Here is a 17062-nt window from a genome sequence, read left to right on the forward strand (position 1 = left end):
ATTCAGTTTTCAATGTTCATTGATGTGTTACAAGAATTAATTGTAACATTAAGTTTTTGTTAAGTCAATAATAAATTTTCATTTGTTATTGTTAAGTTTGTTTCGTTTGTTAACTCAACATTTAACATTGTAAAACCATTCAATAATTTTAACAAGTGTCAAATTTACACTTTCTATTATTTTTATTTTGGTTTGTTTTAAAGCCGTCTCGTTTTGACGACTTTTATATAATATCAAGATTAATCTCACTCGTCAATTCAATTTCAATAACTTTTTAGTTAAATTTTACCTTTGTAATAACTAATTATTTTTTATATGTATAAATATGTCAAATTGTATAATTATATCAGTGCTGTTGGGACACATTAACCACTGTACCGTCAATTAAAATTGCATTTTTTGCTTTCACTTTATATTGATATAAAACAAGCTCATAGTAATAGAAAGTGCTACATTTATAAATATAGCACTTTCTAACTTAATAGTTTTTTCGTAATTGTTCAATTATAATTACTGCTGTAAATTCTCTTTATCTTTACATTCTTTACATAGACCATAAATTTCCATACGATGATGTGTCACATCAAAATTCGTTACGTGTTGAGCTAATTGCTCAACTTCATCTAGTTGTGGGTAATGAAAATCAACAATCTTTCCACAATTTTCACATATAACATGGTAATGATTATGTGTATTAAAATCGAATCGACTTGAAGCGTCGCCATAAGGCAACTCTTTAACAATGCCTATTCCTTTAAATACACGTAAATTATTATATATCGTTGCAACACTTATATTTGGAAAATCGGGTGAAAGTGCTTGATAAATCTCATCAGCAGTGGGATGTGTTTCTGAAACAATTAAAAACTTCAATATCGCCTGTCTTTGTGGTGTTATTCTTATTCCATTATCTCTTAAAGACGCAATCGAGTCTTCTAATTGATGTTCAACTGTTTCCATCTCTGCACTCATGTCCCTCACCATCTTTCTATTTAATAATAATTATTACTTAATATTAATATAACTGTTGCATTATCGAATTGTCAATAAACAAAGACCATTTCAATCAATATCCTGTATTGGGATCAACTTCATTCTCAATTAAAGTATTGTTATTGAGAAAATAACTAAGATTTCGTTTGAATATCTGAGTAACTTCTTGTTTGTTTTCTGTCCCATTGCCCGTAATATGTGCTGTAATTGTAATATTATTTATATTATATAATTGGTTATTTGGAGTAAGTGGCTCGTTTTCAAACACATCTAAATATGATTGTCGTATGATGTTTTCTTTCATTACATTTGCTATTACATTTTCGTCTACGATTGTTCCTCTTCCTACATTAATAAATAAAGCAGCGTTTTTCATCTTTTCAAAATGTTCTCTTAGTAGTAGATGTATTGTTTCTTTCGTTTCTGGTAATGTATTAACAACAATATCTGCTTCTTCTAGTGCTTGAAATAAATTATCGATAGTATACGTTTTGGAAAACCCTTCTACATCATGACCAGTTGTATTAACACCTTGTACAATCATGTCCATCGCGTTAGCAATGGTTGCTGTTTTTTGCGCTATACTTCCTGTCCCTAAAAATAAAAGGGTTTGCCCGCTTACTCTTTTTCCAGTTAGCTTCGAATCATATTTTTTATTTGTTTGATTAATAAATGAAGTCTTCATTTTTTTATAGTCATCTAATATAAACGCCATGATAAATTCAGACATTTGTTTTGCGTGTACACCTCGACCATTCGTCAACAAGATATTATTACTATCGATATAGTTTAAAGGAAGCTTATTTACACCGGTAGCATACCAGGCCAACCATTTCAGATTCGAGCATGTCTTCAAAAAGTCTTCATCTAATTTACCATCATATCCAAATAGTATGTCCAAATCCTTTTTATCATGGTCATTAATATCAGAAACACCCTGTGTAAATATAAACTTAACGTTTGGAAAAGCTTCAACTAAATCATTTTCTAAATCTCCCATTCTTTGTAAACTGACTGCCTTCATCTCTAATCACCCCAGAATTGCTTTTAATTCGTCCATTTGTGATTTTACTTTCACTTTTTCTATGACATCGATAATAACGTCATCTTCGTCAATAATGAACGTAGTTCTTACTATTCCCATACTTTCTTTTCCAAAATTTTTCTTTAGTTGATATACACCCACTTCCGCGGATAATTGATAATTTTTATCTACCAATAAATCAAAATTCAAACTATGTTTTTCGCTGAAGTTTTGATGTTTTTTCTTTGTATCTCCACTAATTCCATAAACTTTTGTATTAAGTTCATTAAAATATGATAAATTGTCTCTAAAATCACAGGCTTCTGTCGTGCATGTTGGCGTGTTATCTCTCGGATAAAAATAAAGCACTGCTTTATTTCCTCTTAATGTATCATTAGAAATAATATCACCATTTTGATTCTCAAGTCTAAATTCCGGAAATTGATCTCCTTTTTTCAACAAATAACTCACCCTATTTCTTTTTATTAATAATTATATGATACGATAATAAACGAAAATATTAAATAAAAGAGGTTGATATTAATGAAATTTACTGAAAGTGAAAGACTTCAAAATTACTCAAATGAATATATATTAGGAGGCGTAAATTCACCTTCTCGTTCATATAAAGCTGTAGGTGGTGGTGCTCCTGTAATGATGAAATCTGGCCAAGGCGCTTATTTATATGATGTAGATGGCAATAAATATATCGATTACTTACAAGCTTATGGACCAATAATTACTGGTCATGCTCATCCTCATGTAACTCAAGCTATTCAAGAACAAGCAGCACTTGGCGTATTATATGGAACGCCAACAGAACTTGAAATAAACTTCGCTAAGAAATTACGCGATGCTATCCCCTCATTAGAAAAGATTCGTTTCGTTAATTCTGGTACTGAAGCTGTAATGACGACAATACGTGTGGCACGTGCGTATACTAAAAGAAATAAAATAATTAAATTTTCTGGCCAATATCATGGTCATTCAGATTTAGTTTTAGTTGCAGCTGGGAGCGGACCTTCCCAATTAGGATCACCCGATTCTGCCGGTGTACCTCAAAGTGTAGCCCAAGAAGTCATCACAGTACCCTATAATGATATAGAATCTTATAAAGAAGCCATTGATTATTGGGGAGATGATATTGCAGCAGTACTCGTTGAACCTATTGTAGGTAACTTTGGTATGGTTAAACCTAAACCAGGATTTTTAGAACAAGTAAATGAAATTACACATAATAATGGAAGTTTAGTGATTTATGATGAGGTTATTACCGCTTTTCGTTTCCATTATGGTGGTGCACAAGACTTATACCAAGTTTATCCAGATTTAACTGCCTTCGGTAAAATTGTAGGTGGTGGTTTACCTATCGGTGGTTATGGTGGTAAACAAGATATTATGGAACAAGTTGCTCCCCTAGGCCCTGCATATCAAGCTGGAACGATGGCTGGAAATCCATTATCCATGAAAGCAGGCATCGCATTATTAGAAGTATTAGAACAAGATGGTATTTATGAATATTTAGATAGCCTAGGTCAACAATTAGAAGATGGTTTAAATAAATTAATACAAAAACACAATATCACTGCTACAGTCAATAGAGTTTATGGTGCATTAACGCTCTATTTTACAAACGAAATTGTCACACACTATGATCAAGTTGAAAATTCAGATGGTGATGCTTTTGCACGATTCTTTAAACTTATGTTACATCAAGGTATTAATCTCGCCCCTTCAAAATTTGAAGCTTGGTTTTTAACGACTGAACACACTAAAAATGATATTGAAAAAACATTAGATGCTGTAGATTATGCTTTTAGTCAAATGAAATAAACTTGAATTTTATAGGGAATCGTTGTATAACAAGTATAAACATAAATTTATTAAATATATGAAGGAGCGGTACATTTGAAATTAGGAGCACGCATTCTGAAGACAGGTATAGCTATTATACTTGCTTTGTTTATCGCTTCTCTGTTCCCTGATGAAGCAGGATTAAAAGCAATCGCTGCTGTCAGTGCGGTAATCGCGATGCAACCAAGTGTTTTTCGTTCCATTAAAACAATTTCTGAAAGAGCAATTGGTAACCTGATCGGTGCAATACTGGCAGTTGTTATGGTTACTGTTTTTGGTAATAATCCAGTAATCATGGGGGTTACTGTTATATTATTAATTGCTATTTTATTCCGTTTTAAATTGGAACATGTAGCTACACTTGCAAGTATAACTGCATTAATTATTATGGGAACACATACTGGTAACTTTTATATTTCTGCATTTTACAGATTTGTCCTTGTTATGGTAGGTGTAATTAGTTCTTCTGCAGTTAATCTTTTATTCTTACCCCCTAAATTCGAGTCTAAAATTTATTATAATTCTTTAAACATTTGTTCAGATATCTTTGTATGGTTCAAACTTGTATTAAATGATACCTCTGAATATCATCATATAAAAGAGGATAGAGGGCTAATCAGCAAACGTATTACAAAATTAGAACAAATCTTTGAATACTACGAAGAAGAACGACCTTGGACGAAAAAGCAAATGTATGCGCAAAATAGAAAAAAAATTCTATTTAAACAAGTTGTCCGTAGCACACGGCAAGCATACGATGTTTTAAAACGAATGAATCGTTATCAAAACGATCTTCATAATTTGAATAACGAGCTGTTACTTCAAATAAAATTAGAAATAGATTTGCTAATCGCCTATCACGAACAAATCTTTATTAGTATTTCAAAGAAAGCACGTTATGATATTAGTCACTTTGATAGTCAGATAGAAAATCCACAAAAAAAAGATTTAATGGATGCTTTCCAACGCGAAATCATTAAAGATTCTTATCAGACAACATATTCATTCACTAATATAATGCAGATTATTTCAGCTATAGAAGAATATCGTTATACTATAGAACACTTGGATCGTTTAGTTATCAGTTTCTTCTCATATCATTCTAATGATAATGAAATTGAAATTGAAGAAGAAGATTTTGATCTATAAAAACTCAATATTTTAACTAAAAAGACCAGAGACATTTAAAATTGTCTCTGGTCTTTTATATTTATTAGTTCGTTCAAAGTCTTTTTATAAATTTTGAATGCTAAAAAGATGTTCATAAGCACCTTTTTTCGCTAATAATTCTTGATGTGTGCCACTTTCTACTATTTCACCATTTTCTATAACAACAATTTTATCTGCATGAGTAATTGTAGATAATCTATGTGCCACAATTAACGTAGTACGATCTTTACTTAAGATATTTAATGCATCTTGTATAATAGATTCACTTTCTAAATCCAATGCACTCGTTGCTTCATCTAAGATAATAATCGGTGGATTATTCAAGAAGATTCTCGCTATAGATATACGTTGCTTCTGGCCTCCAGAGAGTTTAACTCCTCTTTCACCCACTTCTGTATCATATCCATCTGTTAATTCCATGATGAAATCATGTGCGTTTGCCATTTTTGCAGCAGCAATGACCTCTTCATCTGTTGCATCGGGTCTGCCTAATAAAATATTTTCTTTAATCGTATCTGAGAATAGTACGTTATCTTGTTGAACTAATCCAATTTGATGTCTGAGGCTACCTGTTAAATAGGACTTAATATTGGTGCCGTCAATTTTAATTTCACCATCTGTAACATCATAAAATCTTGGTATGAGATTGATAAGTGTTGATTTACCTCCACCACTCATACCGACAAACGCTACTGTTTCGCCTTGTTCGATATCCAAATTAATATGGTTTAATATCGTAGATTCATCCGAATTATATCGGAAACTCACATTATTAATTTCAATACGTCCTTCTTGAATTTCTAATGGTAAGGCACCTTTTTTATTCTTTATGTCATAACTTTCATCCATAAGTTGGAACACACGATCCATCGATGCAAAACTTTGCGTTAATGTTGTAAATGAAGAAACCAATCTACGTAAAGGTCCAAATAATTGTTCGAGGTAACCCACAAATGCAGCGAGCGTACCAACTGTAATGGAACCGTTAATAGCTAAAACCGCACCAGAACCTATTACAATTAATGGCCCTAAATCAGTTACTGTATTAATTGCAGCAAATGAATAGGCATTCCATCTCGTATGCGTAAATGCGCGTTGTAAGAAATTGCTATTATGCTTATCAAAATTCACTGCTTCGTTATCTTCTATTGCAAAACTTTTAATGACTGACATGCCTTGTACACGTTCATGTAAAAATCCTTGTACTTCAGCCAAGGCTTGAGATCTCTTACGTGTCAGATTTCTTAAACGTCCAAAGAAGAAGTAGACAGTCAAAATATAAACTGGAAATACTATAATTGCAGCTAGTGTTAATTTTACATCTAGTACAAACATAATAGATAAAGCGATAATGATAGTGATACAATCAAGCCAAATATTCATAAGGCCTGTCAGGATGAAATCTTTTGTTTGTTCAACATCATTAATAACCCGTGAAATAACTTGCCCAGCTTGGTTATTAGCATAGAATCTTGCACTTAGTGCTTGTAAATGATTATATAGACGCTTACGAATGTCATATAATATTTTATTACTTGTCCACTGAGCTAAATATTGTCTTAAAAATTCTATAGGGGGCCTTACGATTACAAAAATAAATACGGCTATTCCTAGCGCAATTCCCAATCTAGCAAATTTTTCTTCTACCGAGATTGCACCGTTATTGATAATGTCATCAATAACATATTTAATTAATAACGGAATAAGCATTGGAATACCAAATTTTAATATACCAACAAGAATTGTGGCAATGATCCGCCATTTATATGGTTTTACGAATTGTATATATCTGCGAATCATACAAACTATACCTCCCTGCTTATTTCAGCAAATGAAACAGCCTTCGTTGAAATTCAACGAGGCTGTTATTACAATTATCTACAATCAGATCATTTAGTTAAGCATTTGCTATTAAGATTTATTCTATACAATTAACTTGTATCATATATACCTTTAATACTATATCGGATATAACTATCAATTACATTAAATATGCTTAATAATCTCTAATCTTTTTAAACCGTTCACGCCAAACTTTAATAAAATCCGGTGCAAAAGGACCTTTTTTTTGTTCAATCCATTGTTGAAGAATATCTACGTTTCTTCGTAAAATTACATCAATATCAGATGAATAATTCATTTGACGCATATGTTGTTCATATTCATCTTCATCTAATAAATGATATTTACCATTGGGATAGACTTTAATATCTAAATCATAATCTATATATTTGAGTGCTTCCTCATCACAGACAAATGGTGAGGATAAATTACAATAATAATAAACACCATCTTCTCTAAACATACAAATAACGTTAAACCAATATTCGGAATGGAAGTATACAATTGCAGGTTCTCTTGTAATCCATGTGCGATTATCACTTTCTGTTACCAATGTATGGTCATTACCACCAATGACTACATGATCCGTACCTTTTAAAATAGTTGTTTCAGACCAAACACGGTGTATATTTCCATCGTGTTTATAACTTTGAATTTTTATCGTCTGACCCTCTTTAGGTATGGACTCTTTAACCATGCTCCACACCACCTTTTCTGATTTCACATATTGAATTATAACATAATTAACGATTACAGAACGACCTTAATTATTTGTTATTAAAAAATTATATATTTTTGACATACTTACTGGAAAGTTATAATTAAATTTATCATCTACAGGCATCCACTGCATATTGTTAGCTAATGTAATCTCTTGCCGATTAACACAACTTTTAGATATATACACATCAATATCCCATGTTAAATGTGTAAACTGATGTTTTAAAGAATAAACAGGTTTAGCTTGAAATTCAATTTCTGTAAATAATTGTGTATTAATATTTTCGTTGCTTTCCGCTTCATACATAGGAAATTCCCACATATTATTTAATAATTTTTGAGTTCTTTTTTCAATAAGTAAATCACCCTTTTCGTTACGCACTATATAGACATTTTGTTTTATATGTTTTTTCTTCACTTTTGTCGTTTTTACAGGTAACTGCTCAACTGTTCCTTGTTCAAAGGCTTCACAATGTTCTTGTACAGGACAAAATAAACATAACGGATTTTTTGGTGTGCAAATTAATGCGCCTAGTTCCATCATCGCTTGATTAAAAGTACCTGAATCTTCTTGAACATATGTTTCTAATTCTTTTTCAAATGCTTTTCTCGTGGTTTGTAATTTAGTATCGCGATAATCATTATTCAATCTTGACCACACTCTAAAAACGTTACCATCGACTGTTGCTAATGGAAGGTTGAAAGCAATACTCATAACTGCTGCTTGTGTGTATGGACCAACGCCTTTCAGTTCCCCAAAACGCTTCGGATCATTAGGTACCTCACCATTATAATTTACCGCTACATCTTTGATTGCATTATGGAAGTTACATGCACGACTATAATAGCCGAGCCCTTCCCAATATTTTAGCACTTCATCTTCATGTGCGTTGCTTAAATCAGTTATTGTTGGAAACCTACTTACAAATTTATGATAATAATCGATAACCGTCTTCACTTGAGTTTGTTGTAACATTACTTCACTTAACCAAATATAGTATGGATTTTTAGTTTCTCTCCATGGCATTTGTCTTTGATTTTTCTCAAACCATTTTACGAGATTATTTTTAAATTCTGATTCGTTATACATGTTATACATCTCTTTCTCTACGTGATTCTAAAACTTTTTTTCTTCATTTTAGTATGTTAATTTTATTATTTAGTATATTAGATTATAATAGAAATAATATTGAAATGAAATGAGAGGATACTTATGGATACAGGTACGCATATTGTCATGGGTATTGGATTAACCGCTTTGGCAACACAAGACCCAGCGATGACTGGTTCATTTGCAGCAACTGCAACTACTCTAATCATCGGTTCTCTAATACCAGATGGAGACACAGTTTTAAAACTTAAGGATAATGCCACTTATATATCAAATCACAGAGGTATAACACATTCAATACCTTTTACGATTCTGTGGCCATTACTTATAACTTTATTTATATTTACATTTTTTAAAAATATTGATGCTAGCCATATCTGGTTATGGGCTCAGCTTGCGGTCTTTCTTCATGTCTTTGTTGATATATTTAATTCATATGGAACCCAAGCGCTCAGACCCATCACAAATAAATGGATTCAACTCAGTGTCATCAATACATTTGACCCAATCATATTCATCCTTTGGTGTGTCGGCATTTTACTTTGGGTATTAGGCTTACATCCATACCTTTCATTTTTCCCTATTTTTGGTATTCTTGTTGTTTATTATATTATTCGGTTTAGGATGCAAGCCATCATTAAACAACAAGCGCTTAAACAAATAAAGCAAGAACATAACCCTGTTAAAGTTTTCGTTGCACCTACCATGCGATTTATGGAATGGCGTGTTGCTATTCAAACAGAAAATCACGATTATGTTGGACGCAGTTATGGTAGAAATATCGTTTTTAGTGATAAATCTGAGCGTCATCCTTTTCCTAGTAATGATTTAATGCAATTTGTTAAAGATGATAAAAACATAAAAACTTTCCTTAACTTTTCATCTATATATCGCTGGCAAGCTAGAAAGCTAGATGATGACACGACAGAAATTAGACTAATCGATTTACGCTATCTAAAAAATGGTCACTATTCTTTTGTAGCAATCGCACATCTAGACGAATTTATGAATATTGATCATTCTTATATTGGTTGGGTGTTTAGTGAAGATAAATTACAAAAAAAATTATTTGCAAAGTAAAAATTTTATTGGTAGTAACAAAGGCTGGGACACAAGATTGTGTCTCAGCCTTTACTAATAAGATTGAAAATGACTAAAATCATTATTTATGGTTTGTATTTTGAGCAATTACATTTTCGTTATGATTTGAATCATTTTTTAATTTGTCATCAGTATCCTTTTTCTCATGCGCAACTCTAAATTTCTGATATGCTGTCGTTCTAAACAGAGCAAATATCAATGCACAAGCTGTCGCCATTAAAAATATAAAATAAAAATGGTATGGTATATTATTTAAGCTTAATGCACCTAAAACAACAGACTGTGAGATTCCCTCTATAAGATAAAATAACGGGTTCAACATTAAAATATGAGAAATTACTGTTGAATTACTGGACGGAATATACACAATTGGTACGAGAAAAAACATAATGACTGATAATATATAAAATATGATATCTACATTATTTTTTGTAATAGTTAGTAAACCAAATACTGTAGAAATAACTACGACAAAGATAATTGACATTATAACAAAGTATATTGTCGATGGAATGGAACTCTCTATATTAACTGGTGTCATTAATATAATCATCATTAACGCAATAAACATTAATAAATTAGAAATAATAGCTATCATAATCGTTTGAAAAATTGGATTCAAATTAAAAACTTTAGCAGTAAAATACTCTTTTTTAAACAATTGATAACTTTGATAAATAGCTATCCAGATAAATGAAAAACTTATTAATGCTGCTAATCTAAAATAACCACGTGCTTGTTTTATTTCTTCTGTACCATTCACATTAAATATGAACATTAGCAGACATAATAACAGGATGCTAATAATAAATGGTATTACAAACCATTTCCATTGCCCCTTTAATCGATGGTACAAGTGTTTACTTAAAAATGGTGCATTCTTATAAAAATTAATTAAATTATCTATCATTTACTACACCTACAATTCAATATATATCCATTTATCATTTTTAAAATCTGCCATGAAATAACCATCACCTGATTTAGTAATCCAGAAGTTATTATCAATATTAAATTTCTCTTTTAACTTCGCTTTATCTTTCATCGGAATTGTAAACCCGGAAAGTTTATTTTGATCATTAAATATCATTGCAATCGGTTGTTGAACGATAGGTACAATAAAGCGATCATTTTTCCCTTCTTCTGGAACTAGTGAATCTGTCACAGTACCATGCTTTTTATGTAAGTGACTATTAAAAAATTCAAAATAATTACTATAATTTTTACTCATAAATGGTGCGAGTGCATCCCCACTATGTTCTTCAAATAAACCTGCTGGATCAAAATAACGAATATCTTTTTTTCCGACTTTATAAGACTGATTATCGACACTAACACGATAATTTTTTGTGTTTTCACCAGTAATGGTAAGCAAAGCGTACTTGTTAGGACTTAACTCTTTTCCTTTTTTTAGGTTCTTTAATTTAACTGAATCATCTAATACGATTCCGTATGATAGTTTAACTTCGTAAGGATTTTTAGGTTGGTTTTGAATAGTGGCTTGGTCTTCATTTTGTCCTATGTTAATTTTACCAATATCATTAAATATTAACACTGCTGTTAAAAGCACACCTAGCATACAAATAGTTATAAATGTCCAGAATCTAACTAGTACAACCGGTGGTTTAACGTGGTTATATCTTTCAATTCGTTTGAAATTATAAGTTAACTCAGGCGTACGCGCTCTACTTTTTTTCCAATCTAAATCAAAATTTCGTTTTTCTTCATCACTTTCTAAAGATGCTCTATCTCTCTCATGTTCATTAAATACAGGAATGACTTGTTTAATAGAACCTTCCATTCTAAGTTGACCATGCGAAACCCACGCTATATAATTACTTGCCTTACTAACTCTTTCAACATTGTCATCTATCATAACAATGGTTAAATTATTATTTATGTATTCATCTGATAGTTCAATTGCTTTTTCAAAATATTCATCCGTTAAATTTTGCAGTATTTTATTAAAAATAATAATACTTGCTTTAGATGTTCTGGCAAGTGAAAAAAGTATGCGGGCATATACTTCATCTGGTAATTCACATATAGGCGTATCACTTTGCGCTTCGACATGTGCATATTTTAGAACTTGTTCAACTTTATGCGTATTGACTTTGTATGGGAATAATGTAACTGCATTAGATATGTAATCTTCAACCGATATATTTTGAGCATATTTATCGTCTATATCTGCATAAAACAAATCTGTTTTGCGCACAACTCTTCCCTTATCAGGTTTAATTTCACCACTTAATATCCGACCTACAAGAGATTTTGAAGACGCAGGCTCACCGATGATGCCAAGTGATTCACCTTGATAGATATGTAGATTAATATTATTTAACTCTATGTTATCTGCATCATAACCAAAAGGCTGATACCACTTTTTTGATTTTTTATTTCTATAGTAATGTGTTACATTAAGTAACTTTAAAATAATTGAACTACCCATACTATCTTCATCCTTCTACAGTTTTAATAATGCTAAGGGCAAACCTTCTTCTGGCTCTGAACTATTGATTCTGAATCCCCATGCAAAAATACCTTTAAGTCGTTCTACCTTAAAATAACTTTTTGTACCATCATTCAGTTGATAAATTTTGCCAAGTTCTACTTTATTTCTATCTACTAAATAGCTTTCTGCTATGATTGCTTTACTTGCATATACGTCATACTCGTTATAAATACCATTCATTTCTGCTTTGCGCATTTGTTCTTTATACCCTTGAATTTCATGACGTAATTCTATTTCACTCATTTCACTCAATTTCTTCCGTTCCATTCTCAATTCCACTCTCTTCTAGTTTAGATTTTATTTTATCATATTGATAGCCTTTTCTCATAAGTGTTTCAATCGTTTTATTGACTAATTTTCTACCTGTATACTTTTTCGAACTCTTAGTATACGCTTTTTCTAAATCGTTTTGTAATAACATGTCTAATGATTCTTCTGATTGTGAAAAATCTAATTCTTCCATCACAATGTTAATCGTTTCAAATGTATAACCTTTTTGCATCAAAGATTGTTTCAACTTTTCTTCACGCTTTATTTGTGGCCCTTTTTTTTGTTTCAATATTTTATTTGCTAATTTTATAATCTTGTCTAAAGGTTGTTCTTCATTATATAAAAGCGCATATTCATCAATGATATTTTGCTCTATACCAGCTTCGCGTAATTTTTGTTTGAAAATTTCTGGTCCTTTATCCGTAGTTAAAATCATTGTGTTTTTTAAACTATTCGCGTAGTCTTTATGATCTATTAAATTTTGCTTATGGCAATAATCTAATACATCTGCAATAACACTTTCTGAAATATCTTTCTTTGCTAGATGCTGTGCCACTTCGTGCTCAGTTCTTTTTCTATATGACAGATATTGAATCGCTATATTAATCGCTTGTCTATATTGCTCATACTTTTGAATTTTTTCCATTTCAGCTGCTTCAACAAGTTGTCCCTTTTTAAGATTGAAATAGACAAAAGTATCAATATCAATACCCATCTCAAATTCATCATCTAAATATAAATTAAAACGTTCTTTATTGTTTTTTTGAACTTCTATTTTTGTGATTTTCGGCATTATCTTCACTCCACTTATAAGAATAACTTATATTGTTTATGAATGGAATTATAGTGATTTTTATTTGCAAACTTCAACTTCATTATTTTTATATACAAATTATATCATGGTTCAAGGTTTATTCCTTTCACAAAATGACATCGTTAATCTACAAATTTCAATATATTTTATAGTACTTAACAAGCATTTAAAAAACCTTCATTGCACAGTTGAAATTAACGTATTTTGTATTTTTAAAATATTTAAAAAAGCCCCTTCCAAGCATTCATTTTTTCATGACTACTAAGGCAGGGACTTCTCTTTGACAACTTATCTTATACTTCTCGTGATACTTGCTGATATTACTATAATCATACGCCTAATTCTAATAATGCATTTTTGTATTGTTCATCTGAAATAAATTCTTGTTGTTTCATTTTTTCTAAATCAGTTTTCACTCGATTTATGAAATTATCCGACATATCATCGATGTTATAAACACTAGGTGCATTAATTTTGCTTGCTAAAATGGCACTCTGTAAAACTGAAATTTGTGGCAACTCTTGATTATTTTTATCTGTCGTAACCCCAAAGTAATAATTTGCAGCTGATTCTACTGAATAATTATCACTACCGTAATAAATGTTATTCATATAAAAACTAAGTATTTCATCTTTACTGTAGTTTTTTTCAACGCGATGAGCTACAAACAATTCTTTAACTTTACGTGTAATAGACTGTTCATTATCATAAAAATAATTTTTTACTACCTGTTGCGTGATTGTACTTCCACCTTGTACATTTTTATCACTTAATGTCGAAAAAAGTGCCCTTGACGTTCCTTTTATATCAAATCCGTGATGCCTATAATAGCGTTCATCTTCCATAGCTATAAATGCACCTTTAGTATATTCTGGCATGTTTGAGACAGATACAAACGAATTCTTATTTTCTATTTTTTTTAATTCATCAATATCTGCGCGCGTACTCAAAGCATACATTATAGCAATAAATATTCCTAAAACAATTAAAATAGGAATAAGTAATTTGAAGAAAAGTCCTTTTCCTTTTTTCTGTTTTTTTGTTTTTGTTACTGGCTGAAAATAAGTATTATATTGAGGTTCGTTTACAGTATCAGCTTGAGATTTTTTGGTTGTTTGCTTATAACGATCGCTTCTTTTCATGCGGTAGCTCCTTTATATTGCTCTCATATCATTATAAGTGAGTTTATCAATTGTTGGAATTTTTATCTATAGTAAATCATAAAAATCGGTCCAAGGGTGTATATGTAACTCCTATCATGGCATTATGATCAAAGCTTTTAAAATTTATAATATCTCAATACCAAAATACGGTTTGAATTTAAAATTCAATGCTAATAAGAAACAAAAAAGTTGCCTATATTTTATAATGAACCACTTTAGCACATTCAAAGTAAATTCATCTAAAACATAGACAACTATTTCATTAATACCATTTTTTAAAATTGACGTACCACAAATGATTAGGCATTTAATTGATCTACGATTGCTTTATTAAAGTCATCTAAATCATCAGGTGTACGACTAGTTACAATATTCTTATCAACAACTACAGATTCGTCAACAACTTGTGCACCAGCGTTCGCTAAATCTTTACGAACATTTAGTACTGCAGTTACTGTTCTACCTGATAAGTCGTCTGTATCTATTAAAATTTGTGGTCCATGGCAAATTGCAAACGTTGGGACATCATTTTTGGTAAAGTATTTAGCAAATGTACCGTATCTGCCTTCAGAATCACCACGTAGATGATCAGGTGAGAAACCACCTGGAATTAATAATCCATCATAATCTTCTGGTTTTGCATCAGCAATACTTACATCCACAGAAACTTTTTCACCATGTTTCCCAACAACTTCACTATTGGCTTCATCTCCAATAACAACAGTTTCGTGTCCTGCTTCTTCAATTGCTTCTTTAGGACTTGTTAATTCTACATCTTCAAATTCATTCGTTACAATAATTGCTACTTTTTTAGCCATGAATTATCACCTTTCCATATTTATGTTATATACTCTGTATAGACGAAACTAGAGTTTTTTAAACATAAAAACTTTCAATACTCCGAAATTTAATCTGATGATTTCGAAACTGATTTAACTTTTTCTTCTAATTGATCTAATAAGCCAATCCATTCGTCTATGTCTTCTACTTTTACTTCATTTGGGTTCACATGATCGATATCATTCATAAATTTTTCTAATCTCTTTTTTATTTGATCTATTGTTTGATTGTCATCCATTGTATTAGTAACTCCTTTTTTTCAGATATTATTATACTAACATGGATTTGACAAATTTTGCTAAAGTCTTAATAATTATAAACTGAAATAATTTAACAAAATTAGAATAATTTCTATATGTTTAACCATTTCATATATTTAAACCTAAACCAAGCTTTAATAAAAGGATGTTTTAAATGACATATCAAAAATCTATATTATCTAGTATTAAAAAACCTATATCTATATTTAATGATCCATGGGAAACCTATAATGATATTCAAGAACATAATGCATTAACTTTAAGTAATATTGAATTCACCACGACGAATCTCTGTAATATGCGTTGCAGTCATTGCGCGGTAGGATACACACTTCAAACTGCAGACCCTTCTCCTTTACCAATAGATTTAATTTATCGACGTTTGGATGAAATCCCAAATTTAAAAACGATGTCCATCACTGGTGGTGAACCTATGTTTTCAAAGAAATCTATTAAAAATGTTGTGAAACCACTATTGAAATACGCCTATGAACGCGGGATTTATGTTCAAATGAATTCAAATCTTACATTACCTATCGACAGATATTTAGATATAGCTGAATATATTGATGTAATGCATATTTCACATAATTGGGGAACGATAGATGAATTTACAGAAGTTGGATTTGGAGCAATGGAAAAACAGCCACCATTGAAAGCAAAATTGAGACTTTATGATCAAATGTTATCAAACGCTCAAACACTTTCTGAACAAGGCATGTTCATTTCTGCTGAAACAATGTTAAACAAAAGTACAAGACCTTATCTGAATAAAATACATAATGAAATTGTTAATGATATGAAATGTCAAAGACATGAAATTCATCCGATGTATCCTTCTGACTTTGCTAGTCAATTAGAGGTGTTATCATTAGCTGAAATCAAAGAAGCAATTCATCACTTACTAGATATTCGACATCCAGATATATGGATGCTTTTTGGTACATTACCCATTTATCCATGTATTTCCAACGAAGATGATCAAGCATTACTACATAGATTAAGAAATTCCAAAAATGTTACGATGCGAAATGATCCAGATGGTAGAAATAGATTAAATGTGAATGTGTTCTCTGGAAACATTATAGTGACTGATTTTGGTGATGAAAATGGTACTTTATCAAATATTAAAAATGATAAACTCACAGATGTTTTTGATGCATGGTTAAAGACACCTTTAGCACAATCATTAAACTGCCATTGCCCTAAATTTAATTGCTTAGGACCAAATGTACTTGTGAAAAATATGTATTATCCTGATACAAATTTCAAACAAAATGAAATAGATATGCATCGACGTTATCCTATGCTTTGATCATCTCTATTAAATTTGATAATTCAATCAAAAAAGGAATGTCATTTTCAAATAAGATGAATATCCTTAG

The 17062-nt window shown here is 30.9% G+C and carries 17 protein-coding genes; 4 read left to right on the top strand and 13 right to left on the bottom strand.

Features of this window, described 5'->3' with window-relative positions:
* Positions 1-510 precede the first annotated feature (510 nt).
* The 3 genes from perR to KA814_RS07945 all read right to left on the bottom strand — a co-directional run bounded on the left by perR (position 511) and on the right by KA814_RS07945 (position 2479).
* On the bottom strand, positions 511-972 hold the full coding sequence (gene perR / locus KA814_RS07935; RefSeq protein WP_046207933.1) for a peroxide-responsive transcriptional repressor PerR: 462 nt from the start codon (positions 970-972) through the stop codon (positions 511-513).
* Between the two features lie 94 nt (positions 973-1066).
* A complete protein-coding gene (locus KA814_RS07940; protein WP_064209710.1) occupies positions 1067-2017 on the bottom strand; it encodes an NAD(P)-dependent oxidoreductase in 951 nt (316 codons plus the stop codon).
* A gap of 6 nt (positions 2018-2023) precedes the next feature.
* Positions 2024-2479 carry a peroxiredoxin gene (locus KA814_RS07945; protein ID WP_064209711.1) on the bottom strand — a complete coding sequence of 152 codons (456 nt, stop codon included), beginning with the start codon at positions 2477-2479 and terminating at the stop codon, positions 2024-2026.
* 81 nt (positions 2480-2560) lie between these two features.
* On the opposite strand from KA814_RS07945, the gene KA814_RS07950 reads away from it, so the two are divergent.
* Both KA814_RS07950 and KA814_RS07955 read left to right on the top strand, forming a co-directional pair.
* Positions 2561-3850, top strand: coding sequence for a glutamate-1-semialdehyde 2,1-aminomutase (locus KA814_RS07950; RefSeq protein ID WP_064209712.1), 1290 nt, complete (start codon positions 2561-2563; stop codon positions 3848-3850).
* A 75-nt stretch (positions 3851-3925) separates the two neighbouring features.
* On the top strand, positions 3926-5020 hold the full coding sequence (locus tag KA814_RS07955) for an FUSC family protein (protein ID WP_210122716.1): 1095 nt from the start codon (positions 3926-3928) through the stop codon (positions 5018-5020).
* Between the two features lie 84 nt (positions 5021-5104).
* On the opposite strand, the gene KA814_RS07960 is transcribed toward KA814_RS07955, so the two are convergent.
* The 3 genes from KA814_RS07960 to mutY all read right to left on the bottom strand — a co-directional run bounded on the left by KA814_RS07960 (position 5105) and on the right by mutY (position 8693).
* Entirely contained in the window at positions 5105-6841 is a 1737-nt protein-coding gene (locus KA814_RS07960; protein ID WP_064209713.1) for an ABC transporter ATP-binding protein, read from the bottom strand.
* Positions 6842-7037: 196 nt separating this feature from the next.
* Positions 7038-7580 (bottom strand): nucleoside tri-diphosphate phosphatase, encoded by a 543-nt coding sequence (gene ntdP / locus KA814_RS07965; RefSeq protein ID WP_019469633.1) that lies wholly within the window; start codon positions 7578-7580, stop codon positions 7038-7040.
* 66 nt (positions 7581-7646) lie between these two features.
* Positions 7647-8693: an A/G-specific adenine glycosylase gene (gene mutY / locus KA814_RS07970; RefSeq protein WP_210122717.1), complete on the bottom strand. Its 1047-nt coding sequence runs from the start codon at positions 8691-8693 to the stop codon at positions 7647-7649.
* A 123-nt stretch (positions 8694-8816) separates the two neighbouring features.
* Here mutY and KA814_RS07975 point away from each other — a divergent pair, with 123 nt between their 5' ends.
* The gene (locus tag KA814_RS07975; RefSeq protein WP_046207940.1) at positions 8817-9794 is read left to right on the top strand and encodes a metal-dependent hydrolase; all 978 of its coding nucleotides are present in this window, start codon (positions 8817-8819) and stop codon (positions 9792-9794) included.
* Positions 9795-9876: 82 nt separating this feature from the next.
* Here the strand turns inward: KA814_RS07975 and KA814_RS07980 are convergent, their stop codons facing one another.
* From KA814_RS07980 to KA814_RS08010, 7 genes are all read right to left on the bottom strand, one after another.
* The gene (locus tag KA814_RS07980; protein ID WP_046207941.1) at positions 9877-10725 is read right to left on the bottom strand and encodes a sugar ABC transporter permease; all 849 of its coding nucleotides are present in this window, start codon (positions 10723-10725) and stop codon (positions 9877-9879) included.
* A gap of 9 nt (positions 10726-10734) precedes the next feature.
* Positions 10735-12267, bottom strand: a complete 1533-nt coding sequence (locus KA814_RS07985; protein ID WP_046207942.1) for an ATP-binding cassette domain-containing protein — start codon at positions 12265-12267, stop codon at positions 10735-10737.
* Between the two features lie 15 nt (positions 12268-12282).
* On the bottom strand, positions 12283-12597 hold the full coding sequence (locus tag KA814_RS07990; RefSeq protein WP_046207943.1) for a YfhH family protein: 315 nt from the start codon (positions 12595-12597) through the stop codon (positions 12283-12285).
* Positions 12575-13393, bottom strand: coding sequence for a recombination regulator RecX (gene recX, locus KA814_RS07995; RefSeq protein ID WP_046207944.1), 819 nt, complete (start codon positions 13391-13393; stop codon positions 12575-12577). Before recX ends, KA814_RS07990 begins: the two co-directional genes overlap by 23 nt.
* A gap of 350 nt (positions 13394-13743) precedes the next feature.
* Positions 13744-14556, bottom strand: coding sequence for a monofunctional peptidoglycan glycosyltransferase SgtB (gene sgtB, locus KA814_RS08000; protein ID WP_046207945.1), 813 nt, complete (start codon positions 14554-14556; stop codon positions 13744-13746).
* 320 nt (positions 14557-14876) lie between these two features.
* On the bottom strand, positions 14877-15395 hold the full coding sequence (locus tag KA814_RS08005) for a type 1 glutamine amidotransferase domain-containing protein (RefSeq protein WP_046207946.1): 519 nt from the start codon (positions 15393-15395) through the stop codon (positions 14877-14879).
* Positions 15396-15484: 89 nt separating this feature from the next.
* A complete protein-coding gene (locus tag KA814_RS08010; RefSeq protein WP_019469624.1) occupies positions 15485-15655 on the bottom strand; it encodes an SE1561 family protein in 171 nt (56 codons plus the stop codon).
* 176 nt (positions 15656-15831) lie between these two features.
* Here KA814_RS08010 and yfkAB point away from each other — a divergent pair, with 176 nt between their 5' ends.
* Complete coding sequence (yfkAB, locus tag KA814_RS08015) at positions 15832-16992, top strand: radical SAM/CxCxxxxC motif protein YfkAB (protein WP_191905113.1); 1161 nt, start codon at positions 15832-15834, stop codon at positions 16990-16992.
* The last annotated feature ends 70 nt before the right edge of the window (positions 16993-17062 follow it).

This window comes from Staphylococcus sp. GDY8P196P, from assembly GCF_017891705.1.
Taxonomy (GTDB): domain Bacteria; phylum Bacillota; class Bacilli; order Staphylococcales; family Staphylococcaceae; genus Staphylococcus; species Staphylococcus ureilyticus.